The sequence below is a fragment of the Agromyces sp. GXQ0307 genome (genome assembly GCF_044769845.1).
Classification (GTDB): Bacteria; Actinomycetota; Actinomycetes; order Actinomycetales; family Microbacteriaceae; genus Agromyces.
This window is the reverse complement of the sequence record NZ_JBIZVY010000002.1, coordinates 707,500-730,639: the sequence shown is the minus strand read 5'-3', so window position 1 is coordinate 730,639 and position 23,140 is coordinate 707,500. Positions and strand designations below refer to the sequence as shown.

Below are 23,140 nucleotides of genomic sequence, written 5' to 3'. Positions count from 1 at the left end.
GCTTCGGTGAGCGGTTTCCCGCGCTTCGCGCGGACGAAACGACTGCCGGGCCATCGATCCCAGTACTGACAAGGGGCTTGCGGGAATCGCCGGGGCCTGCCTACCCTGTCCGGGACCACCTCGGTCGATCCCTTCACCTATTGCAATGGAGCACGAATGGATTCGAAGAAGAGAGCGCTCTCACGCCGAACGGCAGCGACCCTGGCGGCTGCGGCCGTGGTCGCGGCGCCGCTCGCCGCAGCAGCCCCGGCCTCCGCGGCCGGCAGCATCTCCGTCCTGGCCGACTTCGAGGGCGGCGCGCCGGACGGGTTCTTCTCGTACGGTGCCGCGGGCTTCGGCATCGTCGACGTCGCCGCCGGCTCCGCCGACGCCAAGCCCGGCCAGACCGACCCGACGAAGGTCGTCTCCTACGGATGGGACGTCACCGCGCCGGGATCATTCGGCGGCGTCGGCCAGACGTTCGCCGGCGCACGCGACGTCAGCGCGTTCGACGGCGTGACCCTCATGGTCGACGGCTCCGGCAACGGGGCCTCCTACCAGGTCGAGCTCTTCGACGGCGGGCCGAACGCCGACGCCTCCGAGCGCTTCGACGTCGACCTCGTCGACGACACCGACGGATGGAAGGAGGTGCGACTGCCCTGGTCGGCCTTCACCCGCGCGACCGACTTCCAGCCGGGCGGGGCGCCCGACGACGGGCTCGGGCTCACGACGCTCTGGGGGTACGCGATCCCGGCGGTGAACGGCGCCGACACGATTCGCGTCGACGACATCGCCGTCTACTCCGACTCCGACCTCACTCCGTCGGTCTCCTTCTCGGCCGCGACCGCAACCGCGATCGAGGGCGATGCGATCGACGTCGAGGTCCGACTCGACCTCGCGTCGGCCGCGCCTGTGACGGTCGAGCTCGGCGCCGTCGACGGCACCGCCACGATCGCCGACGGCGACTACGCCGACCCCGCCACGACGGTGGAGTTCGCGGCGGGCGAGACGCTCAAGACGGTTCAGGTCGCGACGACCGGCGACGACGTCGAGGAGGCCGACGAGACCTTCACGCTCGAGCTCGCCGCACCGTCGGGCGCGCAGCTCGGCTCGGTCACGGCGCTCGAGGTCACGATCCTCGACGACGACGGCGAAGTCGTCGGGCCGCCGTCCGGTCGCACGACGATCGTCGACGACCACGAGTCGCCGCTCGTCCGCGGGGACGCCGGCGGCATCCCCGTCGGCTGGTTCGAGGCGCAGGACCCGAGCAGCACGGTCGCATTCGAGCGCACCGACGCTCCGCCGGCCCCGGTGCCCGGCGCCCCCGACGGCAACGACGTGCTGCGGGCCGACTTCGAGGTCACGAGCTTCGGCGTCGTCGTGCGCAACTTCACGAACGACGCCGCCGACGCCTGGACGACCGAGGACTGGTCGACCTACGAGGGCATCGGATTCTGGATGTACGGCAACGGCTCGGGCACCGACCTGTTCCTCGACCTGCTCGACAACCGCAACCCCGGTTCGACGACCGACGACGCCGAGCGCTTCGTCGTCTCGTTCTCCGACGACTGGCGCGGGTGGAAGTTCCTCACGTTCGACTTCGACGAGTTCCAGCGCAAGAACATCGGCAACGGCGCGCCGAACGACGGTCTGACGCTCACCGACATGCACGGGTACGCCTTCGGCTCGCTCCGCACGACGACGCCGCAGACCTTCCTGTACGACGACGTCCTGGTGTACGGCGAGGCCGAGCCGCCCGCGCTCGCGGTCGGGTTCGACCGGTCGGGCTACGAGGTCGACGAGGGCGACACGGTCACCGGCGTCATCCGCCTGAACCGCGTGGCCGAGACGGAGGTCACGGTCGACTGGTCTGCGGAGTCGACCGAGGCGCGGACGGCGACCGAGGACCTCTCGGCGACCGCCGACCGCGACTTCACGCCCGCGAGCGGGTCGGTCACGATCCCGGCCGGCGAGCGTGAGGCGACGATCGAGCTGCCGACCATCGAGGACGGCAAGCACGAGGTCGACGAGACGTTCGTCGTCCGGCTCTCCGACCCCGTGGGCGCCGAGTTCGGCTTCGTGCGCACCGCCACGGTGAGCATCCAGGATGACGACCCGATCGACGCCTCGCTCGTCGAGGACTTCGAGTCGGCGCCGTGGCTCTACGACGTGACCGGCAACGCCGAGCTCACGACGCGCGAGATCGCGGCCGGTGACGACGACGCCTACGAGGGTCAGGGCGCCTACGAGGGCGTGGCCGATTTCACCCACCGCGGGACGGCGAGCATGACGCGCGAGTTCGCGGGCGGCCAGGACTGGTCGGATGCCGACGGCATCAGCTTCATGGTGAACGGCACCGGCAAGCCCACGCGCATCACGGTCGGCATCCAGGACGACCCGGCGCCCGACGCCGGCCCCGACACCTGGGAGCTCGCGTGGAGCGACGAGTTCGACGGCCCGGCGGGCGCGCCCGCGAACCCCGAGAACTGGACCTACGAGACCGGCGGCTGGGGCTGGGGCAACGACGAGCGCCAGTACTACACCGACAGCACCGAGAATGCGGCGCTCGACGGTGACGGCAACCTCGTCATCACCGCGCGCGAGGTCGACCCCGCGACGACCGACCTCGAGTGCTGGTACGGCCCGTGCGAGGTCACGTCGGCTCGCCTCATCACCGAGCAGAAGCAGGAGTTCGAGTACGGGCGCATCGAGTCGCGCGTGCAGTTGCCCGAGGGCACCGGCATCTGGCCGGCGGTGTGGTCGCTCGGCACCGACTTCCGCGAGGTCGGCTGGCCGCAGACCGGTGAGATCGACATCATGGAGTACGTCGGACGCCTGCCGAACGAGATCTTCGGCACCATCCACGGCCCCGGCTACTCGGGAGGCCAGTCCTACGGCGGCATCTACGACTTCGGTCAGCCGGTGCCCGACGGCTGGCACGAGTTCGCGGTCGAGTGGACGCCCGACGAGATCACCTGGGAGGTCGACGGCATCGTCTACCACCAGGCCGACCCCGCGGATGTCGCGCCGAACGAGTGGGTGTTCGACCACCCGTTCTCGCTCATCACCAACATCGCGGTGGGCGGCAACTTCGGTGGCACGCCCGGCGACGACCTCGTGTTCCCGCAATCGCTGACGGTCGATTACGTGCGGGTCTACCAGGCGCCCGACACGGCCGAGCGGTTCGTCGCGAGCGTCGTCGACCGCACGGCCGGCTGGCACGAGGTGACCATCCCGTTCGACGCCCTCAAGCGCGCCGACGAGCAGCCGGCCGGCGCGCCCGACGACGGGCTCACGCTCACCGACGTGCAGGGCTACTCCCTCACGTTCGCGGGCAAGGGCACGCACTCGATCGACCGTGTGACGGTCGAGTGACCGGGTTCCCGTAGCCCGTCGACGAGGGCGGGGCGGATGCCGCGGCATCCGCCCCGCCCTTCGTCTCGGAACCTCGGAGGAACGTGGCGATCGGTCAGTCGCGGCCGCCGGGCGGGCCGATGAAGAGGAGCAGCGCGAACACGGCCGCGATGCCGAGCACGGCGGCCACGGTGAGCAGCAGCGGGCGTGCGAGGAACCAGCGCAGCATCCGGTTGATGACGTTCGAATCGGCGGGGTGGTCGGTCGCCTCGCGCCGCCACGGCCCGTCGAGCCGTCCGCGACGAAGGAGCCAGAGCTCGAACGGCACCGTGGCGTACGGCACGACGGCGAACACGACGCCCAGCACGATGAGTCCGAACGGCCAGCGCTGGTTGACGCCGACGAGCGCGGCGGTGAACGCGTACGCGAGGAACACGAAGCCGTGGACCGATCCGCCGACGAGCACGGCCCAGTCGAGGCCGAGCGTCGCGCGCATGATGAGCGCGGTGATGAGGATCGTCCAGGTGATCGCCTCGGCGATCGCGAGCAGTCGGAAGAGCCGCTTCGGCGTCAGGCCCGGCGCGACCGAGGTCACCGGCGTCGTCACCGGTGGGATGTGGAGGGTGTCGGAGATCGTGGCGGGTGTCGGGTTCGCGTCGGGGGAGCTCACCCGGACATCTTCGCAAACGGGGCCGTCCGTGCGCATCGAACGAACGATGGAGCGGCCGCCGCAGTAGGGTGAACCGGTGAACGACGCGCAGGCCCGCGAGCTCGTCGAGTCGAAGCTCGCGACGATCCCGGACTTCCCCGAACCCGGCGTGGTCTTCCGCGACCTGACGCCGGTCTTCGCGGACGGGCCCGCGTTCCACGCGCTGTCCGAGGCGCTCACCGCGCCCTTCGCCGGCCGGTTCGACCACCTCGCCGGCCTCGAGGCGCGCGGGTTCCTCCTCGCCGGCGCCGCGTCGGCGCTCTGCGGCGCGGGCGTGCTCCCCGTCCGGAAGGCCGGCAAGCTGCCGCGAGCGGTGCTGCGCGAGGAGTACGACCTCGAGTACGGCACGGCCGCATTCGAGGTGCACGAGGGCGAGCTGCCGCCCGGCTCACGCGTGCTCATCATCGACGACGTGCTCGCGACGGGCGGCACGGTCGAGGCCGCCGCGGCGTTGATCGAGCGGGCCGGATGGCTCGTCGCCGGCGTCTCGGTCGCGATCGAGCTCCGCGGGCTCGGCGCGCGCGAGCGGCTCGGCGATCGGTTCGAGGTCCGCAGCCTGCTGCAGTACTGATCCGGCGGCGGGCAGTCCGCGGCGGCCCGACGGCCTCCGCGTTCGCGTAGGCGAGTTCCACGCGTCCGGCAACCCCGTGGCATCCGCTCGCTTCGGGCGTAGGTTCGGACCATGGCAGCAGCACCGGACTTCAGCGACCTCAGCGCGGTGTACGTCAACTGCACGCTCAAACGCTCGCCCGAGGTGAGCAACACGCAGGGCCTGATGGATGCGAGCATCGCCCTGATGCGGCAGCACGGTGTCACCGTGGAGACGTTCCGCCTCGTCGACCACGACGTCGCGACCGGCGTCTACCCCGACATGCGCGAGCACGGGTGGGCGACGGACGCCTGGCCCGACGAGATCTGGCCGAGCATCCGCGACGCCGACATCCTCGTCATCGGTGGCCCGATCTGGCTCGGCGACAATTCGTCGATCACGAAGCGGCTCATCGAGCGGCTCTACGCGATGTCGGGCGAGACGAACGACACGGGGCAGTACGTCTTCTACGGGAAGGTCGGCGGCGCCATCATCACGGGCAACGAGGATGGCCTGAAGCACTGCGCGATGGACGTGCTGTTCTCGCTCCAGCACATCGGCTGCACGATCCCGCCGGCCGCCGATGCCGGCTGGATCGGCGAGGCCGGGCCCGGGCCGAGCTACCTCGACGAGGGTTCCGGTGGACCCGAGAACGACTTCACCAACCGCAACACGACGTTCATGACGTACAACCTGATGCACGTCGCCAAGCTGCTGAAGGACGCCGGCGGCATCCCGGCGATCGGCAACGTGCGCGACGAGTGGGACTCCGGCGAGCGGTGGGGCTACCGGCCGACGCCGGACGACCCGAACCCCGAGTACCGCTGAGCGCGAGGCGCCCGGTCAGCCCACGACGTCCGCCGCGCAGCGGAACCCGAGGTGCGTCGTCGACGAGTCCTCGGCCTGCGACGATCGCGCCGCCGGCCGGTACCGCCGGCAGTACTCCGGTGCGCAGAGGTGCGACCCGCCCTTCGTGACGTGCAGCGCGCGCGAGGGCGCGACCCCGGCGAGCAGGTCGGCGCGCCGGCCGCGGTCGACGGATGTCGCTCCGGGCGGCACGTGCCGCGGCGTGAACGGGTCGGAGGTCCACTCCCACACGTTGCCGATGACGTCGACGAGGCCGAAGCCGTTCGCGCCGTACGACCCGACGGGCGATGTGCCGCCCCAGCCGGAGTTGCGGTACGGGAAGTCGCCCTGCCAGGTGTTCGCCATGACGACCCCGTCGGGCAGCCGCTCGTCGCCCCAGGCGAACTCGGCGCCGTCCAGGCCGCCGCGCGCGGCGTACTCCCACTCGGTCTCGGTCGGCAGGCGGCGTCCGGCCCACTCGGCGTAGGCCGTGGCATCCGCGTAGGCGACGTGCACGACCGGATGGTCGGCCCGTCCGTCGAGGTTCGAGTCGGGCCCGAACGGATGGCGCCAGTCGGCGCCCGGCACCCATCGCCACCACTGCCGCCAGTCCCGCAGGTCGACGGGTCCGTCGGTCGGCGTGAACACGAGCGATCCCGGCGCGCGATCGGCCTCGGGGACGTCGGCGAACTCGTCGGCGTCGAGCGGTCGCTCGGCGGTGGTCGTGTACCCGGTCGACTCGACGAACTCGGCGAACTGCGCGTTCGTGACCGGGTGGCGTTCGATCGCGAAGGCGGCGACGCTCCGCTCGTGCTGCGGCGCCTCCTCGGGGTAGTGGACGTCGCTGCCCATGCGGAACGTTCCGCCGGGCAGGGTGACGAGCTCGGTGAGGGCCATCCGTTCAGGCTACCCGCGCCCTCGCGCGGCGAGGTTCGCCGACGCCGTCGATCCACTGGACGGCGCGGCGTCCGGCGCGCCTCGGCATTCGCACGGCATCCGCTGGGCAGACGCCGAGAGCGCACGCCACGATTTGCGGGCCCCGTGGGGGCCCCGCCTACGCTGGGGAACCCCGACCGGAGGAGTCCCATGCCCGACGCATCCGCCTGGGAGACCACGCTCGTCTTCGCGATCGCGCTCGTCATCGCGGTCGTCGCGACCTTCGTCGTCTCCGCCATCGCCTCGATCATCGTCCGCGCCGTCGCGCGTCGCCGTGACTGGGCGGGCATCCTCATCCGCCGCGCCCGATGGCCGTTCCGCAGCGTGCTCCTCACGGCCGGCGCGTGGATCTCGATCGCGCTCGCGTTCCCCGACGCCGCCTGGCGCCCGGCGGCCGATCACGCGTTCCTCATCGCGCTGATCGCGGCGGGTGCGTGGCTCGTCGCGCAGCTCTTCCTGTTCCTCGCGGACGTGGGCGTCAGCCGGTACCGGATGGATGTCGCCGACAACCGCGTCGCTCGCCGCGTGCACACGCAGTTCCAGATCGTGCGCCGTCTCGTGGTGGTCGTCATCGTGATCATCGCGGTGGGCGCCATCCTGCTCACCTTCCCCGGCGTGCGCGCCGTCGGCGCGAGCGTGCTCGCTTCGGCCGGTATCGCGTCGATCGTCGCCGGTCTCGCGGCGCAGACCGTGCTCGCGAACATGTTCGCGGGCATCCAGATCGCGTTCAGCGAGGCCATCCGCGTCGACGACGTCGTGGTCGTCGAGGGCGAGTGGGGCCGGATCCGGGAGATCACGCTCACCTACGTCGTGGTCGTCACGTGGGACGAGCGCACCGTGGTGCTGCCCTGCACGTACTTCACGACGAAGCCGTTCCAGAACTGGACGAAGTACGGCAGCGCGCTGATCGGTTCCGTCGAGCTCGACGTCGATTGGCGGATCTCGACGGACGCGATGCGCGAGGAGCTCGATCGGATCCTCGACGGCGAGGAGCTCTTCGACGGCCGCACGAAGGTGCTGCAGGTGACCGAGGCGACGGGCGGCCTCGTGCGCGTCAGGGTCCTCGTGAGCGCGGCCGACTCGGCGGCGCTGTGGGACCTCCGCTGCCTCGTGCGCGAGGACCTCGTCGAGTGGATGCGGGAGCACGACGCCGGGGCGCTGCCGCAGCAGCGCGTGCTGGTCGGCGCGGAGCCGGCCGCGATCGCCGAGCGGTCGTCGACCGCCGACCGAGGCGAGGTCGACGGCAGTGCGGCGGATGCCGCGGCCGAGCGCTCATCGGAACCGAGGCCGGTCACGGGCTCGACGCCCCGCGCGGGCCTGTTCTCGGGCACGGCCGACGGCGAGCAGCGCGCGTCGGAGTTCACGCAGGCGATCCCGGTGCAACGGGAGGGCGACGGAGGCGACCGCGTCGACGTATCCGATGGCGGGGACGATCGGCGCGGGTCGAGCGATGAATCGGGGACGCGCGTCCCTTGAGGAGCGGAGGCGGTTCTCCGTAGGCTCGCAGCACGCTCGCGGGAAAGCCCATTCCGGGTATCTTCCCGGGAGTTCGTGCCGCCTTCACCGGCACGTCGAACTCACAGGGGAGAACTCGATGTCCACAGGCCCGACGCCGACGCACCACCGATCCCGAACCGCGACCCTCGCCGCGGCTGCCGCACTCGCGGTCGCTGCCCCACTCGCCGCCGCCGGCCCCGCCGTCGCCGACCCGAACTTCCCCTCCACCGAGGGGAACACCAACACGTCGAGCATCGCGACCTACGACGACCTCGTCACCGAACTCCAGAAGCTCGAGGACACCGCTCGCTTCGGCGTCGACGTCCGGACGCTGGCGGAGGTCGGCACCGCGGTCTCGACCTCCGAGTCGGGCCGCGACCTGTACGTGGCCACCGTCGGAGACGGCCCCGAGGCCGTGTGGCTCCAGGGCCGCATCCACGGCAACGAGCCGTACGGCACCGAGTCGCTCCTCGCGGTCCTCAAGGAGCTCGGCACCAACGGCTCGCCCGACTGGACGCTGCTCCGCGACACCTACACGTTCCACGTGATCCCGATGTACAACCCCGACGGGTCGGAGCTCAACATCCGCCACACGATCCTGCAGGACGGCTCGGACGCCCGGATCGACCTGAACCGCGACTGGGGCGAGGGCAAGTTCGCGGCCGCCGAGTCGGAGGCGTTCTACGAGTACTGGACGATGGTCGACCCGGCATTCGCGGTGGACATCCATCACCAGGGGCTGAAGCGCGAGTACGGCACGGGCGACGACGTGACGCTGTCGCTCGGCATCTCGCTCGCTCCGGGCGGTCCGACCCTCCCGGGCGTCGAGGGCGGCGCCTACGACGTGCTCACGCGTCAGATGCACGTGCACGTCTACGACGAGCTCGCCAAGTACGGGTACGTGAACATGGACCGCTACCAGGTCGGCGGCAGCCTCGAGATCGACATCAAGGGCGGCGTCGTCTCGGCGATGATGCTCGGCCTCGACCACGAGGGGCTGAACCCCGAGGGCCACAGCAACCCGGCGATCTTCTTCGAGACCAGCGGCAACACGAGCGACGGCAGCCTGGGCCAGAAGGCGCGCGGCAAGTCGATCAAGCAGAACGTCGTCGCGCTGAGCGAGCTGCTCGTCGGCATGGCGACCGGCGAGGTCCAGCAGGAGGACCCGGCGCGCTGGGACGAGATCCCGCACGCGCCGGTCACCGGCTACCAGACGGACACCGGGGTGATCCCGCTCCCGTAGGACGCACGGACGAGGGTCGGATCGCCGTCGGCGGTCCGGCCCTCGCCGTGTGCGGGCGCGAGTCAGAAGGACTGGGCCGTGCCCGCGTCGTCGTCGCCGTCCTCGTCCCCGAACCCGGGGCGCTCGCCGGGTTCGCCGAAGCCGGGGCGACCGCCGCCCGGGGCGAAGCCGTCGCCGTCGCGGTCGCCCCCGAAGCCGGGGCCAGAGGGGACGCCGGCCTGGCCGCCGACCACGCCGTTGACGAGCGCGGCCACGTTGCCGGCGACGAAGCCGGCGCCGAAGAAGACGAGCGCCGCAACGAGGGCGCCGAGCGCGATCACCCACGCGCGGCGGTACCACGGCGCGGGTTCCGCGGCCGCGGTCGATCCGCCCCGGGCGGGCGGCGCGGCCGCCGCGGGTTCCGCCGGCGACGCCGGATGGAACGGGGGAGGCGTCCGGGGTGCGGGTGCCGTCTGCGCCGCCGGCGGCAGTGCTTCCGTCGGGGCGGTGGCGGGAGCCCCCGACGGCGTCGTCGGGTCCGCCGCTTCCGTGGTCGTGGTCTGGGAGGTCATCATCGGTCCTTCGAGCGTGTCCGGCTCGGTGCGGTCGCACCGCTCCTGCCCTGATGCTCGGCCGCGAGGCTATGCGCTGGCTTTGGCGCAGCCCGGCGCGCGCCGGGAGACACGAGCTCGTGGCGCAGTTGTTTTGAGCTACTCAAAACAACTGCTACAGTGGGGCCATGGACACCGAGCCGCACCGCGACGACGCTGCTGCGCGTCTCCGCGACGCGGGCCTCAAGGTGACCGCCCCGCGCCTCGCGGTGCTCGACGCCGTCGTCGGCCACGGTCACCTCGACGCCGAGGCCGTCCACGCACGCGTCACCGACACGCTCCCCGGCACCTCGCTGCAGTCGATCTACAACGTGCTCGGCGCGCTGACCGAGGCCGGCCTGCTGCGGCGCATCGAGCCGGCGGAGTCTCCCGCGCTCTACGAGAGCCGCACGGGCGACAACCACCACCACGTCGTCTGCACGAGATGTCGCGCCGTCGCCGACGTCGACTGCGTCGTCGGCCACGCCCCGTGCCTCGCGCCGAGCGACACGAACGGCTTCACCATCCAGACCGCCGAGGTGACCTTCTGGGGCCTCTGCGCCGACTGCCGGCGGGAGGTCGCCGGCTAGCCGGCGGCATCCGCTCGCCCCGGCGCGCTCGCGCGCCGACCGCCCGACCGTGGCGGTGTTCGTCGTGCCCGCACGCCGAGCATCGCGCGGCCGCGGCATCCACCCATCGAGAAGAGAAGGACGACATGTCGAACCCTACGACCCCGCCCGTGACGACGACCCAGACCGGTACGCCGGTCGCCAGCGACGCGCACTCGCTCACGGCCGGCGCCGACGGCGCCACGGTGCTCCACGACCGGTACCTCGTCGAGAAGCTCGCCCAGTTCAACCGCGAGCGCATCCCGGAGCGCATCGTCCACGCCAAGGGCGGCGGCGCGTTCGGCCGCTTCGAGGTGACGGCGGATGTCTCGGCGTACACCCGCGCGGCGGTCTTCCAGCCCGGCGCCGAGTCCGAGACGCTCCTGCGCTTCTCGTCGGTCGCCGGCGAGCAGGGCTCGCCCGACACGTGGCGCGACGTGCGCGGCTTCTCGCTGAAGTTCTACACCACGGAGGGCAACTACGACATCGTCGGCAACAACACGCCGGTGTTCTTCATCCGCGACGGCGCGAAGTTCCCCGACTTCATCCACTCGCAGAAGCGACTGCCGGGCTCGGGCCTGCGCGACGCCGACATGCAGTGGGACTTCTGGACCCTCTCGCCCGAGTCGGCCCACCAGGTGACCTACCTCATGGGCGACCGCGGCCTGCCGAAGTCGTGGCGCGAGATGCAGGGCTACGGCTCGCACACGTACCAGTGGATCAACGCCGAGGGCGAGCGGTTCTGGGTCAAGTACCACTTCCGCTCGCAGCAGGGAGACCTGCACCTGGATGCCGCCACCGCCGAGGCGATCGCGGGCGCCGACGCCGACTTCTACCGCCGCGACCTCTACGAGGCGATCGAGCGCGGCGACCACCCGAAGTGGGACCTCCACGTGCAGGTCATGCCCTACGAGGACGCGAAGACCTACCGCTTCAACCCGTTCGACCTCACCAAGGTGTGGCCCCACGCCGACTACCCGCTGATCCCGGTCGGCACGCTGACGCTCGACCGGAACCCGCAGAACTTCTTCGCCGAGATCGAGCAGGCCGCGTTCTCACCGGCGAACACGGTGCCCGGCATCGCGATCAGCCCCGACAAGATGCTCATGGCGCGCGTGTTCAGCTACCCCGACGCGCAGCGCTACCGCGTCGGCACGAACTACAACCAGCTCCCGGTGAACGCGCCGCACGCGGCATCCGTGCACAACTACTCGCAGGACGGCGCCGCGCGGTACCACTTCAACGCGCCAACCGCGCCGGTCTACGCGCCGAACTCGGTCGGCGGCCCGGTGGCGTCCGCGGATGCCGCGGGTGAGGGCGGCTGGGAGGCCGACGGGTCGCTCGTGCGCACGGCCTACACGCTGCGCGCCGACGACTCCGACTTCGGCCAGGCCGGCACGCTCTACCGCGACGTCTACACGGCCGAGGCCAAGGCGCGCTTCCTCGAGACGCTCGCGGGCCAGGCGAACGCGATCACGGTCGACGAGATCCGCGAGCGGTTCTTCCAGTACTGGACGAACGTCGACGGCGACCTCGGCGCGGCACTCCGCGCGGCGTACGCCGCGGGCGTGAACGCGGGCGCGCCGCAGCAGCCCGAGGCCGAGGACGACGAGGTCGCGGCCTAGTCGGCCGGCCGACCCGGTCGCGCGACCCGCGCGACCGCAGAAGCGCACCCGGCTCGTACACCGGCGCTCCGGTCGGCGAACCCGGTCGCTACACCGACGTCGAGTCCGCCTGAGCGAGCACGCGGCGAGCGCGATCCGCGAGCCGCGCGAACTCGGCGCGTTCGTGCGGGTCGTAGTCCGCGGCGGCGACGCTCGCCACGAGGCGATCGAGCTGCCCCGCGAGCACCCGTCGGTGCTCCGGCCGCGTCGCGTGCCGCCCGACATCGTCGATGAGCTCGAACAGGCGCGCCGCGACGTCGGGGTCGGATGCGCCGTAGCGTCGGACCTGCTGTACGCCGACCTCGACCAGTTCCGCGAACTCGTGGCGCACCGGGATGACCCGTGCCGCACCGTCCTCGTCCGCGTACGCCGACGGGGCCTCGGGCAGGTCGGCGAGGTCGCTCAGGACGGCCGCGATGTGACTCAGGGCGTGCACGGCCGTCGTCGGATCGTTGACCCCGGGCGAGAGCGCCTTGGCTGCGATGTCGGCGAGCTGTCGCAGCCCGAAGCCGATGTCCTGCGGTGAGGTCCGTTCGTAGCCCACGCGGTACGCCTCGACGACGGCGGCCTCGAGTGCGGCGCGATCGGCGCGCGTGCCGTGCTCGGCGGCGGCATCCGGCCCGGCCCCTGCGTCCCGTTCCGGCCACCACTCCGCGACCGGCGTGCCCTCGATCACGCTCGCGCCGATCTGCCGGAGTTCGCGCACGACGGCCCCATGATCGCGGGCCGCCTCGATCAGCGCGTCGCGATCGATCCCCGTCACGAACCCCGAGCGTCGCGCGAGGACCGTCCGCGCGTTCTCGGGCCGCTCGGGCACGGGCGCCGTCGGACGGTCGTCGGCCCCGATGAGGGCGATCGTCCGCGTGGTCTCGCGGTGCACGTCGCGCAGCATCGTCTCGACGCGCAGTCGGCTCGCGAGGTGGGCGAGGAAGAGGACGAGCATGAGCACGCTGGCGAGGGTCAGTGCGAAGGCGACCGTGACCGCGATCCGTGGAACGGACCCGCCGGTGTCCGACACCGTGCGGAGGACGGTCAGCGCGTAGGCGAACGTGCCGAGGAACACGGCGAGCGTCACGTGCACCATCCGGTCGGACGCGAAGGTGCGCAGCAGGCGAGGCGAGGCCTGGTTGCTGGCGAGCTGCAGGGCGACGACGGTGAGCGAGAAGGTCAGCGACGTCGCGGTGATCAGCGAGCCCGCGATGGTCGTGAGCACGGCTCGCGCGGCGTCGGTGCCTCCGCTGAAGAGGATCGCCTCGAGCCACGCTGGGAGGTGCTCGTCGACGGCGGAGTCGAGGATCGGCAGGAGGATGCCGGCGAGCACGGCGGCGATGATCGCCGCGACCGGGAGCGGCCAGATCCGTGACGAGATCGACTCGGAGAGCGTGGCCCACCAGCGGCGGGTTCCGTCGGACGTCGGCATCGGCACCTCCCGCGCGTCAGCCTACGTGAGGTGCGCCGGCGTTCGAGGCCTCCGCGTGGGTGCGGCGGATGACGGGTCGCCGGTACGCGGCGGCCCTGCCGATTCGGCTGGATCACCGTCCGCCGCGCGCTCGCGCGAGGCGGGTCGTCGAGTTCGCAGGATGAGCGGGCGCAGGGTGGCCGTCAGCGCACCGAGGGGCGCCTGGTCCTGCGAATTCGTCCCGGAAGGCGCCGGCGGCGCCCTACGCCTCGACGAGGGTGCGGCGGATGACGCTCGTGAAGAAGCCCAGCCCGTCGACGCCCGACCGCATCGCGGCCGCGGTGTCGGGGCCGAAGCCCGGCTCGACCGCGTGCTCGGGGTGCGGCATGAGACCGACCACGTTGCCGGCCGCGTTCGTGATGCCCGCGATGTCGCGCAGCGACCCGTTGGGGTTCACCCCGACGTAGCGGAACGCCACGCGACCCTCGCCCTCGAGGCGGTCGAGGGTCTCCTCCGACGCGATGAACCCGCCCTCGCCGTTCTTCAGCGGGATGACGATCTCCTGCCCCGCCTCGAACTCGGAGGTCCAGGCCGTCGAGGTGTTCTCGACGCGGAGGACCTGGTCGCGGCAGATGAACGAACCGTGGTCGTTGCGGATCAGGCCGCCCTCGAGCAGGTGCGCCTCCGCGAGCATCTGGAAGCCGTTGCAGATGCCGAGGACCGGCAGGCCACGGTTCGCCGCGTCGACGACCTCGGTCATGATCGGGCTGAGCGAGGCGATCGCGCCGCACCGCAGGTAGTCGCCGTAGCTGAAGCCGCCGGGCAGGATCAGGGCATCGACGCCCTCGAGATCGTGCGAGCCGTGCCAGAGCGCGACGGGCTCGCCGCCGGCGAGGCGCACCGCGCGCTGCGCGTCGCGGTCGTCGAGCGAGCCGGGGAAGGTGATGACGCCGATGCGCATGCTGGAGCCCCCGGGTCTCAGTGGGTCTCGCCCGCGGGCGCGTCGTAGCCGTCGTGGTGGTCGGCGGCCTCGCCGGCCAGCTCGATGTTGGACTGCTCGTAGTGGATGCCCACGACGTCCTCGATGACGGAGTTGGAGAGCACGTGCTCCGCGAGCGCGGCGACCTCGGCCCGGACGGCGTCGTCGATCGGGCCGTCGACGGTGAGCTCGAAGCGCTTGCCGACCCGGACCCCGCTGATCGACTCGTGCCCGGTGCGGGAGAGCGCGCCGGCGACGGCCTTCCCCTGCGGGTCGAGCAGTTCGGCCTTGGGCATCACTTCGACGACGATGGTGGGCACCGCGGTTCTCCGTTCGGTGTCGAGGGGGTGGATGCCCACGATTGTATCCGTCGCGGGGGCGCGGATCGTCGTCCGCCGTAGACTGCCGCCGTGGCGCGAGCAGCACGACCGCGCGAGCGGCTGACGGCGGCCGACGCGTCGAACATCGTGATCGATGCACCCGACCAGGTGAACGTGTTCCTGATGGCGGGCGTGCTCGGCCCGGGCGGACCGGTCGCGCCCGACGGCGCCGTCGACCTCGTGGCCGTGCGCCGGGCGATCGCGGCGATCGTCCCGGCGATGCCCCGACTCTCGCAACGGGTCGTGCCGGAGGGCCGCCGGTTCGCCTGGGACACCGTGCCGCTCGACCTCGAGCAGCACGTGCGGCTGGTCGAGCCGGTCGCCGGGCGAGCAGGCTTCGAGGCGCTGTGCGCCCGCCTCATGGTGACGCCGCTCCCGCTCGATCTCCCGCTCTGGGAGCTGCTGCTCGTGCCGGGCGTCGCTCCGGCGCGCGTCGGCATGGTGCTGCGCATCCAGCACGCGATGGCCGACGGGCTCGCCGCCGTGCGCCTGGTCGAGCGCCTGTTGCGACCCGACGGCATGGCGGATGCCGCGGTGCCCACGGATGGCGCGGTGCCGACGGATGGCGCGATGCCGACGGATGGCGTCCCGCCGACGAGCGCCGCTGCGCCGGCGGATGCCGCCCGGCCCCCGCCCGCCGCGTCCCGCCGCACGCTCCGCGCCCGGCTGCGCACGCTCGCCTCGGGTTGGGAGCGCACGGTCGCGATCCTCCGGCCGGTGGTTCCGCGCACCGTGCTGCTCGGACCGATCGGTCCGCAGCGCGGGGTCGCCTTCGTCGACGCGCCGCTCGAGTCGCTCGCCGCAGGAGCGGCCACCGCCGGCGCGACGGTGAACGACGCGCTGCTCTCGGCGATGGCCGCCGCCGCCGAGGCCGCACTCCGCGACCGCGGCGAACCGGTTCCGCCCGTCCTGCCGGTGAGCGTGCCCGTCGCCCTCGGGGAACGCGGCCGCTCGGGCAACGCCGTCGGCGTCATGCTCGTACCGCTGCCCACCGGCGAACCCGACGCGGCGCGCCGCCTGCGGCTCGTCGCCGAGTCGACCCGGGAACGCAAGGCCGACGCGAGGGCGCGGGGCTCCTTCGAGCTCACGCGCACCCGCGTCGGCACTCGCGTGTTCGCGAGGTTCGTGCGGTACCAGCGGTTGATCGTCATGTTCGCGACCAACGTGCCCGGTCCGCGGCATCCGCTCGCGCTCGCCGGTGCGCCGCTCGAACGCGCCTGGCCGCTCGCGGCGATCCAGGGGAACGTGCGGCTCGGCGTCGCGGCGCTCTCGTACGCGGGCGTGCTCGGCTGCGCGGTCCACTGCGACGCGGACGCGCTCTCGGCGGACGTCGTGGCGGCCGCGCTGGCCGACGAGTTCGCCCGGATCGCCGCGCTGGCGTGAGCCGGGGGTGCTCCGACGCGGGTCGTGTCAGTCGCGCGTGATCGCCCGGACGATCGCGCCGACGCCCACGAGCAGCACCGCGCCGACCGCGGCCGCGACGCCCAGCACGAGCGCGGGGTTCTCGCGGTACTTGTCCTGGATCCAGTCCGTCGCGTCGTCGATGAACTCGCCCGCGTCGTCGACCGCGTCGGCGGCGAGCGCCTTCGCCTGGCTCGCGGCGTCGGCGGCCGCCGCGGTCGCCTTGCTCGCGGCCTCCGACGCCGCGGTCGTGGCCTTTCCGATCGCCTCGCTCGCGGCGTCCGCGAGGTCGTCGATCCGGTCGCCCGCGTCATCGGCCGCCGCCTCCGCGGACGCCATCGCGTGCTCCACGGCCTCCTCGACGCGGTCGTCGAGGTCGGCGGTCTTCTTGTCGGTCGCATCCGTCATGGAACATCCCTTCCATCGGTGTCGCGTGTGATGGGCCATGCTACGCGCGCCGTGTTCCGGTCGCGTGAACGGGCCCGAGGGATTGCCGAGGTGTGCGTCGCGTGCTAGCCGCGCGGCGTGCCCGTCCCGAGCCCCGCCCGCTCTGCGAGCACCTCGCGGAGCACCTCGCGCGTGGCGTCGAGCCCGCGGTGGACCTCCTCGAAGCTCGTCGACAGCGGCGCGAGGCCGACCCGGAGCCCGCCGACGTCGCGGTAGTCGGGGATCACGTCGCGCTGCCAGAGCCGGGCGGTGACCTCGCGCATGGCGTCGTGCTGGAGGATCACGTGGCCGCCGCGTTCCTCGGCGTCGCGTGGCGATCCGACGGTCACGCCGAGCGGTGCGAGCCATTCGTCGGCGAGTTCGATGGCGTAGGCGGTCAGCGCGATCGACTTCGCCCGGATGGCCGCCATGCCGACGTCCTCGATCATGGCGAGGGTCTCCTGCATCGCGATCATGGCGGTGATCGGCGAGGTGCCGCTCACGAAGCGGCGGATGCCGGGCGCGGGCACGTACTCCGGCCCCATGGCGAACAGGTCGGCGGTGCCGAACCAACCCTGGATGGGCTGCCGGAGCGCCTGGTGCAGGTCGTCGCGCACGTACGCGAACGCGGGGGAGCCGGGCCCGCCGTTGAGGTACTTGTAGGTGCAGCCCACGGCGAGGTCGAACTCCCACCGGTCGGCGTGCACGGGCACCGACCCCGCCGAGTGGCACAGGTCCCACAGGATCAGCGCTCCGGCATCGTGCGCGATGCGCGTGAGTTCGGGTGCATCGGCGAGGTAGGCCGACCGGTACGACACGTGGTTGACGACGACGAGTGCCGTCTGCGGTCCGGCGGCCACGGCGAGCTGCTCCGGGGTGACGCCTCGGTCGAGGTCGACGTCGATCCACCGCAGGCGGCAGCCGGTCTCAGCGGCGATGCCCTCGAGCACGTAGCGGTCGGTGGGGAAGTTGTCGCGGTCGACGACGATCTCGCGTCGTTGCGGGTCGCGCGCGATCTGCGCGTCGACGGCTGCGCGGGCGAGCTTGTAGAGCAGCACGGTGGTCGAGTCGCCGATGACCGTCTGCCCGGCCTTCGCCTCGATCACGGCGCGACCGATGCGGTCGCCGATCTCGTACGGCAGCTGCAGCCACGACTCATCCCACCCGCGGATGAGCCGGCCGCCCCACTCCTCCCGCATGAACCGCTCGACGCGCTCGATCGCGGCGACCGGCGGTCGCCCGAGCGAGTTGCCGTCGAAGTAGACGAGGTCGGTGTCGGCGCCGACGAAGCGCTTGCGGAGGTGGGCGAGGCCGTCGGCGCGGTCCTGGCGTCGGGCGTAGGCGAGCAGCGAGTCCATGGTCAGCAGGGCTCCAGTTCCTCCGTGGGCACGAGTCGCGCGGTGGCGAGCCATCGTGCGACGGCGTCGGGGTCGACGAGGTCCTCGTCGGCCGGTGCGGGATCGGGGACGAAGGTCGCGACGCCGGCGTCCGCCCACGTCGGGGAGGCGTCGGGCCAGGGGTCGGCGAGCGCCGCGATGACGGCGGATGCCGCGAGCCCGGCGCGCACGAGCGCGGCGACCTCGACGGGGTTCACGCCCGGCTCGAGTTCGCCGTTGCCGGCGTCGGTGCCGTAGAGCACGCGCCCGCCGGCGGCGTGGAAGCGGCGCAGGTTGTCGATCGCGGTCTCGGCGACGGATGCGTCGTCGCGCACGTGGATCGCGAGCGTCGAGATCCACGCCTGACCGGCCGCAACCGCGCGTGCGATCGCGTCGTCGTCGAGCCGCTCGGTGAAGGGCGCGTGCACGAGGACGTCGGCGCCCGCGTCGATCGCGAGCTCCGCCATCCGTGCGCCTTCGGCGTGCACCGCGACGGGGAGCGACACCGCATGCGCGGCCGCGACCACCGCGTCGAGCGTCGCGCGGTCGAAGACCGGCCCGGCGGCGGCGTGCAGTGCGACCTTGACGACGGATGCCCCGAACCGGCGCTGTTCGTCGACCGCCGCCTCGACGGGGCCGCTCAGCGCGTGGTGCCGCCGCTCGCGCACCTCGTCGGCCTCGCCGGAGACCGGGGCGAGTTCGCGCACGCTTCCGTCGGGTGCCCACGGACGCCCCGACGGGTAGCCGCCGCTCGCGGTGAGGAATGCGCCCGCGTACCGGACGTGCGGCAGCCCGTCGGCGCGCGCGATCGCCGCGATCGCGCCGGGATCGGCGCCGAGATCGACGACCGCGGCGATCCCGCGCGCGACGGCGGGCGCGGGATCCGCCAGTTGCAGGTGCACGTGGTGGTCGATGAACGGCGGCAGCATGGTGCCGGTCTCGCCGGGATGGTCGCCGTTCAGCGAGCGCCGGACGCGTCGTGCGTGCGGTCCGAGCGACGCGGCTCGGGCGTCGGGCTTCCCGTGCAGGGGGTCACTTCGCGACATCCGCACCGCCCCCGTCGCCTCGTCGTGTCGTGGAACGACCCCCTCGCACGCCACTCACCCCGGGATCTCGGTGCGGACCGCGTACAGCTCGGGGAAGAACGTGAGCTCGAGCGCCCGCTTGAGGAACGGCGCACCGCTCGACCCGCCGGTGCCCGTCTTCGACCCGATGATGCGCTCCACGGTCTTCAGGTGCCGGAACCGCCAGAGCTGGAAGTTGTCCTCGAGGTCGACGAGCTCCTCGCAGGTCTCGTACGCGGCCCAGTTGTGCTCGGGGTCGGCGTAGATCGCCGCGAACACGGGCACGAGCTCCTCGTGGAACGTCCACGCCGTCGTGACGTCGCGCTCGAGCACCTCGGCGGGGATGTCGTACCCGGCGCGGGCGAGCAGGCGCAGGAACTCGTCGTAGAGGCTCGGCGCCTCGAGGGCACGTCGCACGATCGCGCTCGCCGCGGCATCCGCTTCGAAGACCTGCAGCATCTTCGCGTTCTTGTTGCCGAGCGTGAATTCGACCGCGCGGTACTGGTACGACTGGAAGCCCGATGCGTTGCCGAGCACGCCGCGGAACTGGGCGTACTCGCTCGGGGTGAGCGTGGCGAGCACCGACCACTGCTCGGTGAGCGTCTTCTGGATGTGCTTCACGCGCGCGATGCACTTCAGCGCGGGAGCGAGGTCGTCGGCGCGCATGAGCTCGCACGCGGTCGCGAGCTCGTGCAGGACGAGCTTCAGCCACAGCTCGGTGGTCTGGTGCTGGATGATGAACAGCAGTTCGTCGTGGTGCTCGGGCCGCGAGATCGGCCGCTGCGCGGCGAGCAGGGTGTCGAGGTCGAGGTAGCCCCCGTAGCTCATGCGGTCGCTGAAGTCGGTGACGACGGATGCCTCGATGCGCCGGGTGTTCGCCTCGACGCCGAGTTCGTCCGCCGCGACCGCTCGGTCGTCGTTCGGTGCTGCCACGCGGCCAGCCTAGCCATCCGGACATCGTCCCGCGTCGGGGGGCGGGCGTAGGGTCGTCCCATGCCCGAGGAGTACCGGTTCACGGCGGTCGTGTACCGCTGGGAGGAGCGCGCGGCCGACTCGTGGTTCTTCGTCGACGTCCCCGAGGAACTGTCCGACGAGATCAGGGATCGTCCGCGGATGCCGCGCGGCTTCGGGTCGGTCCGGGTGTCGGCGACCATCGGTGCGACCACCTGGCGCACCTCGATCTTCCCCGGCGCACGGCGATACGCGCTGCCGCTCAAGCGCGCGGTACGCGACGCCGAGGGCATCGAGCCGGGCGAGCCCGTCGACGTGCACCTCGAGACGCTCGAGTAGCCGGCGGGCGGCGGAAGGTGGGTGCGGCGGGCATCCCCCAGAGCAGGGAACCCACCCCGTGCCCGCCGCACGCCGACGCCCCTCCCCCGAGTGGGCGCGCGTCTCCCGCCCAGAGAAGCGGAGTCGACACTCCGTATCGTATCCGATCCGGACGACCCCCGGCGTCACGGGGGCGTAGGTCCCGGCCTCCGTCGATCGCGCGGGCGTACGCTGGAGTCGTGACCACGACCGTGTCGTCCCGGCGGGACGCCCGCCGCAACCATGAGCGCCTGCTCGTCGAGGCTCGGCGCCTCTTCGCCGAGCGTGGGATCGAGGCTCCGCTCGACGAGCTCGCCACGCGAGCCGAGGTCGGCGCGGGGACCGTGTACCGGCATTTCCCGACACGCGACGCGTTGATCCGCGAGCTCTACGACACCGGCGTCGACGACCTGCGCGCCTTCACGGCCGAGGTCGTCCAGGCCGAGAGCGGATGGCGCGCGATCGAGATCTGGCTCGAGGCGCTCTCGTCGTGGCTCATCGAGCGCCCGTACCTGCCCGCCGTCATGCGACGAGTCGCCGAGCTCGACCCCGACCATCGCCCGGGCGCGGAGCTGCAGGCCGTCGCCGACGGCATCGTCGCGCGGGCCCAGGCCGAGGGTGCGCTCCGCCCCGACGTGACCGCGGTCGACATCAGCGTCCTCGTCGACATGCTCGGGTCGCTCGGACAGTACGGGGGCACCTACCTGCCGTTCTGGCGCCGGCAGCTGGCCATCGTGCTCGACGGGCTGCGTGCGCAGCCCGGAGCGGCCGAACTGCCCGGCGCCGCGCTCGACTTCGGCGAGTTCCACGACATGTCGCACCGCAAGCGCCCCGAGGACTGAGCGCGAGCGAGGCGCGCCGCGCTACTCCGCCGAGCGCACCTCGACGACGTTGGCCCACGGGTCGTCGAACGCGAGCGTGCGACCGTCGTCGCGCGACGCGACCCGGAAGTGCGCCATCCGCTCACCCAGCTCGCCGAGGTCGTCGGCCGTCGGCACCAGGATCTCGACCGTGCCGAGGCCGAGCGCGAGCTGCCGGCGCCCGGCACCGCGGCTCTTCCACGTGTTCATGGCCATGTGATGGTGGTAGCCGCCCGCGCTGACGAACAGCGCCTGGTCGCCGTAGGTCGCGGTCTGGTCGAACCCGAGGCGGTTCACGTAGAACTCGCGCGCGCTCGCGACGTCGCCCACCGACAGGTGGACGTGGCCGACGCCGGCGCTGCCGAGCCCGGTACCCGCGGCCGCGGCATCCGCCCCTCGTTCGGTGAGGTGCTCGCGGAGGTAGCCGTTGGGGTCGAGGAAGATCGTGGCCATCTCGACCGAGCCGTGCGTCCAGCTCCAGGTCGAGCGGTCGCGGTCGAAGTACAGCTCGACGCCGTTGCCCTCGGGGTCGTCGAAGTAGAACGCCTCGCTGACGAGGTGGTCGGCGCTACCCGTGAAGGTGCCGGGGTGCTTCGACGCGACGGAGAGCAGGGCGGTCGCGAGCGCTTCGCGCGTGTCGAAGAGGATCGCGGTGTGGAAGAGGCCCGCACTGCGGGGCGAGGCGTGCTTCAGCTCGGGCGCGTGCTCGAGGATCACGGCGGGGGTGGTGCCGCGACCGAGCACGGCCACCGGGCCGTCGTGGCTGAGCAGTTCGAGGGTGACGCCGTCGCGGTAGTAGCGGATCATGGCGTCGAGGTCGGCGACGCGGAGCGTCACCGGGCCCATCGCGGTGTCGGCGGCGAGGCGGTCGGGTGCGGCGCCGGCGTCGGCGGCCGAATCGGTTGTAGGCACAACTATTGCAACCACGTCCTCTCGGCGGCTATTCCCGCGCGCGGAACGCGCTCGCGACCGCCTACAGCCCGAGCGTGAGTCGCTCCACCAGTGCCCGGTAGCGCTCGGCCGTCTGCTCGACGATCTCCGACGGGAGCGTGGGCGGTGCCACCTGCGCGGATCGGTCCCAGTTCGCCGCGAGCCAGTCTCGGACGATCTGCTTGTCGAAGCTCGCCATGCGGACCTCGGGCGTCGCACCCGTGAGGTACGCCTCGAGGTCCCAGTACCGGCTGGAGTCGCTCGTCAGCACCTCGTCGGCGAGCGTCACGATGCCGAGCTCGCGGTCGGCGCCGAACTCGAACTTCGTATCGGCGAGGATCAGGCCCCGCTCCTCGGCGACGTCGGACGCGTGCTCGAAGACCGCGAGCGAGATCGCGCGAAGCTGCTCGGCGACGGTCTCGCCGACGAGCTCGACCGTGCGCTCGTACGAGATGTTCTCGTCGTGCTGGCCCAGGGGCGCCTTCCATGCCGGCGTGTAGACGGGCTCGGGAAGCCGATCGCCGTCCTCCAGCCCCTCGGGCAGCGGCAGCCCGCCGATCGCGCCGGTCGCGACGTACTCGGCGTAGCCGCTGCCGGTGAGGTAGCCGCGCACGACGCACTCGATGGGGAACATGTCGAGGGTCCGGCAGAGCATCGCACGGTCGGCGACCGAGGTCGAGATCTCCGGCAGGTCGTGGTAGCGGTCGTCCTCGGCGTAGGCGAGGTGGTTCGGCACCTCGGGCAGGCGATCGAACCACCAGCGCGTGAGGGAGGTGAGCAGTGCGCCCTTGCCCGGGATCTCGGGCTCGAGGACCTCGTCGAACGCGCTCACGCGATCGCTCGCGACGACGAGGACGACGGGTGAGAGCGCCATCGGATCGCCGGTCCAGGTGTCGTCGTCGGTCATCAGGTCGGTGGGCACGTACAGGTCGCGCACCTTGCCCGAGTAGACGAGGGTCCAGCCGGTGAGGTCGTTCACGTGCGTCATGTCCGTCTCCTTCGCGTCACGGATGCGGTCGCCCC

Annotated in this window: 22 protein-coding genes; 10 read left to right on the top strand and 12 right to left on the bottom strand. The window is 72.2% G+C overall.

Translation table 11 applies throughout. From position 1 onward, the window contains the following. Nucleotides 1–156: 156 nt before the first annotated feature. Nucleotides 157–3,354, top strand: a complete 3,198-nt coding sequence (locus ACIQH8_RS08705; RefSeq protein ID WP_400997204.1) for a carbohydrate binding domain-containing protein — start codon at nt 157–159, stop codon at nt 3,352–3,354. A 94-nt stretch (nt 3,355–3,448) separates the two neighbouring features. Here the strand turns inward: ACIQH8_RS08705 and ACIQH8_RS08700 are convergent, their stop codons facing one another. Next, nucleotides 3,449–4,003 carry a DUF3817 domain-containing protein gene (locus tag ACIQH8_RS08700; RefSeq protein WP_400997201.1) on the bottom strand — a complete coding sequence of 185 codons (555 nt, stop codon included), beginning with the start codon at nt 4,001–4,003 and terminating at the stop codon, nt 3,449–3,451. A 76-nt stretch (nt 4,004–4,079) separates the two neighbouring features. Here ACIQH8_RS08700 and ACIQH8_RS08695 point away from each other — a divergent pair, with 76 nt between their 5' ends. Beyond that, nucleotides 4,080–4,613, top strand: a complete 534-nt coding sequence (locus ACIQH8_RS08695) for an adenine phosphoribosyltransferase (RefSeq protein ID WP_400997198.1) — start codon at nt 4,080–4,082, stop codon at nt 4,611–4,613. A gap of 111 nt (nt 4,614–4,724) precedes the next feature. Next, nucleotides 4,725–5,459 (top strand): flavodoxin family protein, encoded by a 735-nt coding sequence (locus ACIQH8_RS08690; RefSeq protein WP_400997195.1) that lies wholly within the window; start codon nt 4,725–4,727, stop codon nt 5,457–5,459. Nucleotides 5,460–5,474: 15 nt separating this feature from the next. On the opposite strand, the gene ACIQH8_RS08685 is transcribed toward ACIQH8_RS08690, so the two are convergent. After that, on the bottom strand, nt 5,475–6,374 hold the full coding sequence (locus ACIQH8_RS08685) for a formylglycine-generating enzyme family protein (protein ID WP_400997193.1): 900 nt from the start codon (nt 6,372–6,374) through the stop codon (nt 5,475–5,477). Nucleotides 6,375–6,563: 189 nt separating this feature from the next. Here ACIQH8_RS08685 and ACIQH8_RS08680 point away from each other — a divergent pair, with 189 nt between their 5' ends. Beyond that, nucleotides 6,564–7,889, top strand: coding sequence for a mechanosensitive ion channel family protein (locus tag ACIQH8_RS08680; RefSeq protein ID WP_400997190.1), 1,326 nt, complete (start codon nt 6,564–6,566; stop codon nt 7,887–7,889). A 118-nt stretch (nt 7,890–8,007) separates the two neighbouring features. Then, complete coding sequence (locus ACIQH8_RS08675; RefSeq protein WP_400997188.1) at nt 8,008–9,153, top strand: M14 family zinc carboxypeptidase; 1,146 nt, start codon at nt 8,008–8,010, stop codon at nt 9,151–9,153. A gap of 62 nt (nt 9,154–9,215) precedes the next feature. Here the strand turns inward: ACIQH8_RS08675 and ACIQH8_RS08670 are convergent, their stop codons facing one another. Next, on the bottom strand, nt 9,216–9,704 hold the full coding sequence (locus ACIQH8_RS08670) for a hypothetical protein (RefSeq protein ID WP_400997186.1): 489 nt from the start codon (nt 9,702–9,704) through the stop codon (nt 9,216–9,218). Nucleotides 9,705–9,871: 167 nt separating this feature from the next. Between ACIQH8_RS08670 and ACIQH8_RS08665 the strand changes: the two genes are divergently transcribed. After that, complete coding sequence (locus ACIQH8_RS08665) at nt 9,872–10,312, top strand: Fur family transcriptional regulator (RefSeq protein WP_400997184.1); 441 nt, start codon at nt 9,872–9,874, stop codon at nt 10,310–10,312. Between the two features lie 125 nt (nt 10,313–10,437). Continuing rightward, on the top strand, nt 10,438–11,955 hold the full coding sequence (locus ACIQH8_RS08660; protein ID WP_400997181.1) for a catalase: 1,518 nt from the start codon (nt 10,438–10,440) through the stop codon (nt 11,953–11,955). A gap of 88 nt (nt 11,956–12,043) precedes the next feature. Here ACIQH8_RS08660 and ACIQH8_RS08655 read toward each other — a convergent pair whose 3' ends face one another. The 3 genes from ACIQH8_RS08655 to purS all read right to left on the bottom strand — a co-directional run bounded on the left by ACIQH8_RS08655 (nt 12,044) and on the right by purS (nt 14,692). Then, nucleotides 12,044–13,414, bottom strand: a complete 1,371-nt coding sequence (locus tag ACIQH8_RS08655; RefSeq protein WP_400997178.1) for a DUF2254 domain-containing protein — start codon at nt 13,412–13,414, stop codon at nt 12,044–12,046. 241 nt (nt 13,415–13,655) lie between these two features. Beyond that, the gene (gene purQ / locus ACIQH8_RS08650; protein ID WP_400997176.1) at nt 13,656–14,354 is read right to left on the bottom strand and encodes a phosphoribosylformylglycinamidine synthase subunit PurQ; all 699 of its coding nucleotides are present in this window, start codon (nt 14,352–14,354) and stop codon (nt 13,656–13,658) included. A gap of 17 nt (nt 14,355–14,371) precedes the next feature. Further along, nucleotides 14,372–14,692, bottom strand: coding sequence for a phosphoribosylformylglycinamidine synthase subunit PurS (gene purS / locus ACIQH8_RS08645; protein WP_400997895.1), 321 nt, complete (start codon nt 14,690–14,692; stop codon nt 14,372–14,374). A 90-nt stretch (nt 14,693–14,782) separates the two neighbouring features. Here purS and ACIQH8_RS08640 point away from each other — a divergent pair, with 90 nt between their 5' ends. Next, nucleotides 14,783–16,135 (top strand): wax ester/triacylglycerol synthase domain-containing protein, encoded by a 1,353-nt coding sequence (locus ACIQH8_RS08640; RefSeq protein ID WP_400997174.1) that lies wholly within the window; start codon nt 14,783–14,785, stop codon nt 16,133–16,135. A gap of 27 nt (nt 16,136–16,162) precedes the next feature. Here the strand turns inward: ACIQH8_RS08640 and ACIQH8_RS08635 are convergent, their stop codons facing one another. From ACIQH8_RS08635 to kynA, 4 genes are all read right to left on the bottom strand, one after another. Continuing rightward, the gene (locus ACIQH8_RS08635) at nt 16,163–16,561 is read right to left on the bottom strand and encodes a hypothetical protein (protein WP_400997172.1); all 399 of its coding nucleotides are present in this window, start codon (nt 16,559–16,561) and stop codon (nt 16,163–16,165) included. Between the two features lie 104 nt (nt 16,562–16,665). Continuing rightward, nucleotides 16,666–17,937, bottom strand: coding sequence for a kynureninase (locus ACIQH8_RS08630; protein ID WP_400997170.1), 1,272 nt, complete (start codon nt 17,935–17,937; stop codon nt 16,666–16,668). 2 nt (nt 17,938–17,939) lie between these two features. Beyond that, nucleotides 17,940–19,001 carry an amidohydrolase family protein gene (locus ACIQH8_RS08625; protein WP_400997168.1) on the bottom strand — a complete coding sequence of 354 codons (1,062 nt, stop codon included), beginning with the start codon at nt 18,999–19,001 and terminating at the stop codon, nt 17,940–17,942. Between the two features lie 54 nt (nt 19,002–19,055). After that, nucleotides 19,056–19,952, bottom strand: coding sequence for a tryptophan 2,3-dioxygenase (gene kynA, locus ACIQH8_RS08620; protein WP_400997165.1), 897 nt, complete (start codon nt 19,950–19,952; stop codon nt 19,056–19,058). A 60-nt stretch (nt 19,953–20,012) separates the two neighbouring features. Between kynA and ACIQH8_RS08615 the strand changes: the two genes are divergently transcribed. Together ACIQH8_RS08615 and ACIQH8_RS08610 are read left to right on the top strand one after the other, a co-directional pair. Further along, nucleotides 20,013–20,309: a DUF1905 domain-containing protein gene (locus ACIQH8_RS08615; RefSeq protein ID WP_400997162.1), complete on the top strand. Its 297-nt coding sequence runs from the start codon at nt 20,013–20,015 to the stop codon at nt 20,307–20,309. 218 nt (nt 20,310–20,527) lie between these two features. Continuing rightward, the gene (locus ACIQH8_RS08610; RefSeq protein ID WP_400997159.1) at nt 20,528–21,169 is read left to right on the top strand and encodes a TetR/AcrR family transcriptional regulator; all 642 of its coding nucleotides are present in this window, start codon (nt 20,528–20,530) and stop codon (nt 21,167–21,169) included. Nucleotides 21,170–21,190: 21 nt separating this feature from the next. On the opposite strand, the gene ACIQH8_RS08605 is transcribed toward ACIQH8_RS08610, so the two are convergent. Together ACIQH8_RS08605 and ACIQH8_RS08600 are read right to left on the bottom strand one after the other, a co-directional pair. Continuing rightward, a complete protein-coding gene (locus tag ACIQH8_RS08605) occupies nt 21,191–22,033 on the bottom strand; it encodes a VOC family protein (RefSeq protein ID WP_400997893.1) in 843 nt (280 codons plus the stop codon). 127 nt (nt 22,034–22,160) lie between these two features. Then, nucleotides 22,161–23,105 carry a phosphoribosylaminoimidazolesuccinocarboxamide synthase gene (locus tag ACIQH8_RS08600; protein ID WP_400997156.1) on the bottom strand — a complete coding sequence of 315 codons (945 nt, stop codon included), beginning with the start codon at nt 23,103–23,105 and terminating at the stop codon, nt 22,161–22,163. Between the last annotated feature and the right edge of the window lie 35 nt (nt 23,106–23,140).

What these genes read in the sequence shown, in the direction of transcription:
- ACIQH8_RS08655 (WP_400997178.1), bottom strand. Translation starts at nt 13,414, where the DNA reads ATGCCGACGTCCGACGGAACCCGCCGCTGGTGGGCCACGCTCTCCGAG.
- ACIQH8_RS08635 (WP_400997172.1), bottom strand. Translation starts at nt 16,561, where the DNA reads ATGACGGATGCGACCGACAAGAAGACCGCCGACCTCGACGACCGCGTC.
- ACIQH8_RS08705 (WP_400997204.1), top strand. Translation starts at nt 157, where the DNA reads ATGGATTCGAAGAAGAGAGCGCTCTCACGCCGAACGGCAGCGACCCTG.
- ACIQH8_RS08615 (WP_400997162.1), top strand. Translation starts at nt 20,013, where the DNA reads ATGCCCGAGGAGTACCGGTTCACGGCGGTCGTGTACCGCTGGGAGGAG.
- ACIQH8_RS08685 (WP_400997193.1), bottom strand. Translation starts at nt 6,374, where the DNA reads ATGGCCCTCACCGAGCTCGTCACCCTGCCCGGCGGAACGTTCCGCATG.
- ACIQH8_RS08600 (WP_400997156.1), bottom strand. Translation starts at nt 23,105, where the DNA reads ATGACGCACGTGAACGACCTCACCGGCTGGACCCTCGTCTACTCGGGC.
- ACIQH8_RS08675 (WP_400997188.1), top strand. Translation starts at nt 8,008, where the DNA reads ATGTCCACAGGCCCGACGCCGACGCACCACCGATCCCGAACCGCGACC.
- ACIQH8_RS08630 (WP_400997170.1), bottom strand. Translation starts at nt 17,937, where the DNA reads ATGGACTCGCTGCTCGCCTACGCCCGACGCCAGGACCGCGCCGACGGC.
- ACIQH8_RS08625 (WP_400997168.1), bottom strand. Translation starts at nt 19,001, where the DNA reads ATGTCGCGAAGTGACCCCCTGCACGGGAAGCCCGACGCCCGAGCCGCG.
- purQ (WP_400997176.1), bottom strand. Translation starts at nt 14,354, where the DNA reads ATGCGCATCGGCGTCATCACCTTCCCCGGCTCGCTCGACGACCGCGAC.
- ACIQH8_RS08660 (WP_400997181.1), top strand. Translation starts at nt 10,438, where the DNA reads ATGTCGAACCCTACGACCCCGCCCGTGACGACGACCCAGACCGGTACG.
- ACIQH8_RS08605 (WP_400997893.1), bottom strand. Translation starts at nt 22,033, where the DNA reads ATGGGCCCGGTGACGCTCCGCGTCGCCGACCTCGACGCCATGATCCGC.
- ACIQH8_RS08680 (WP_400997190.1), top strand. Translation starts at nt 6,564, where the DNA reads ATGCCCGACGCATCCGCCTGGGAGACCACGCTCGTCTTCGCGATCGCG.
- ACIQH8_RS08665 (WP_400997184.1), top strand. Translation starts at nt 9,872, where the DNA reads ATGGACACCGAGCCGCACCGCGACGACGCTGCTGCGCGTCTCCGCGAC.
- ACIQH8_RS08690 (WP_400997195.1), top strand. Translation starts at nt 4,725, where the DNA reads ATGGCAGCAGCACCGGACTTCAGCGACCTCAGCGCGGTGTACGTCAAC.
- ACIQH8_RS08670 (WP_400997186.1), bottom strand. Translation starts at nt 9,704, where the DNA reads ATGACCTCCCAGACCACGACCACGGAAGCGGCGGACCCGACGACGCCG.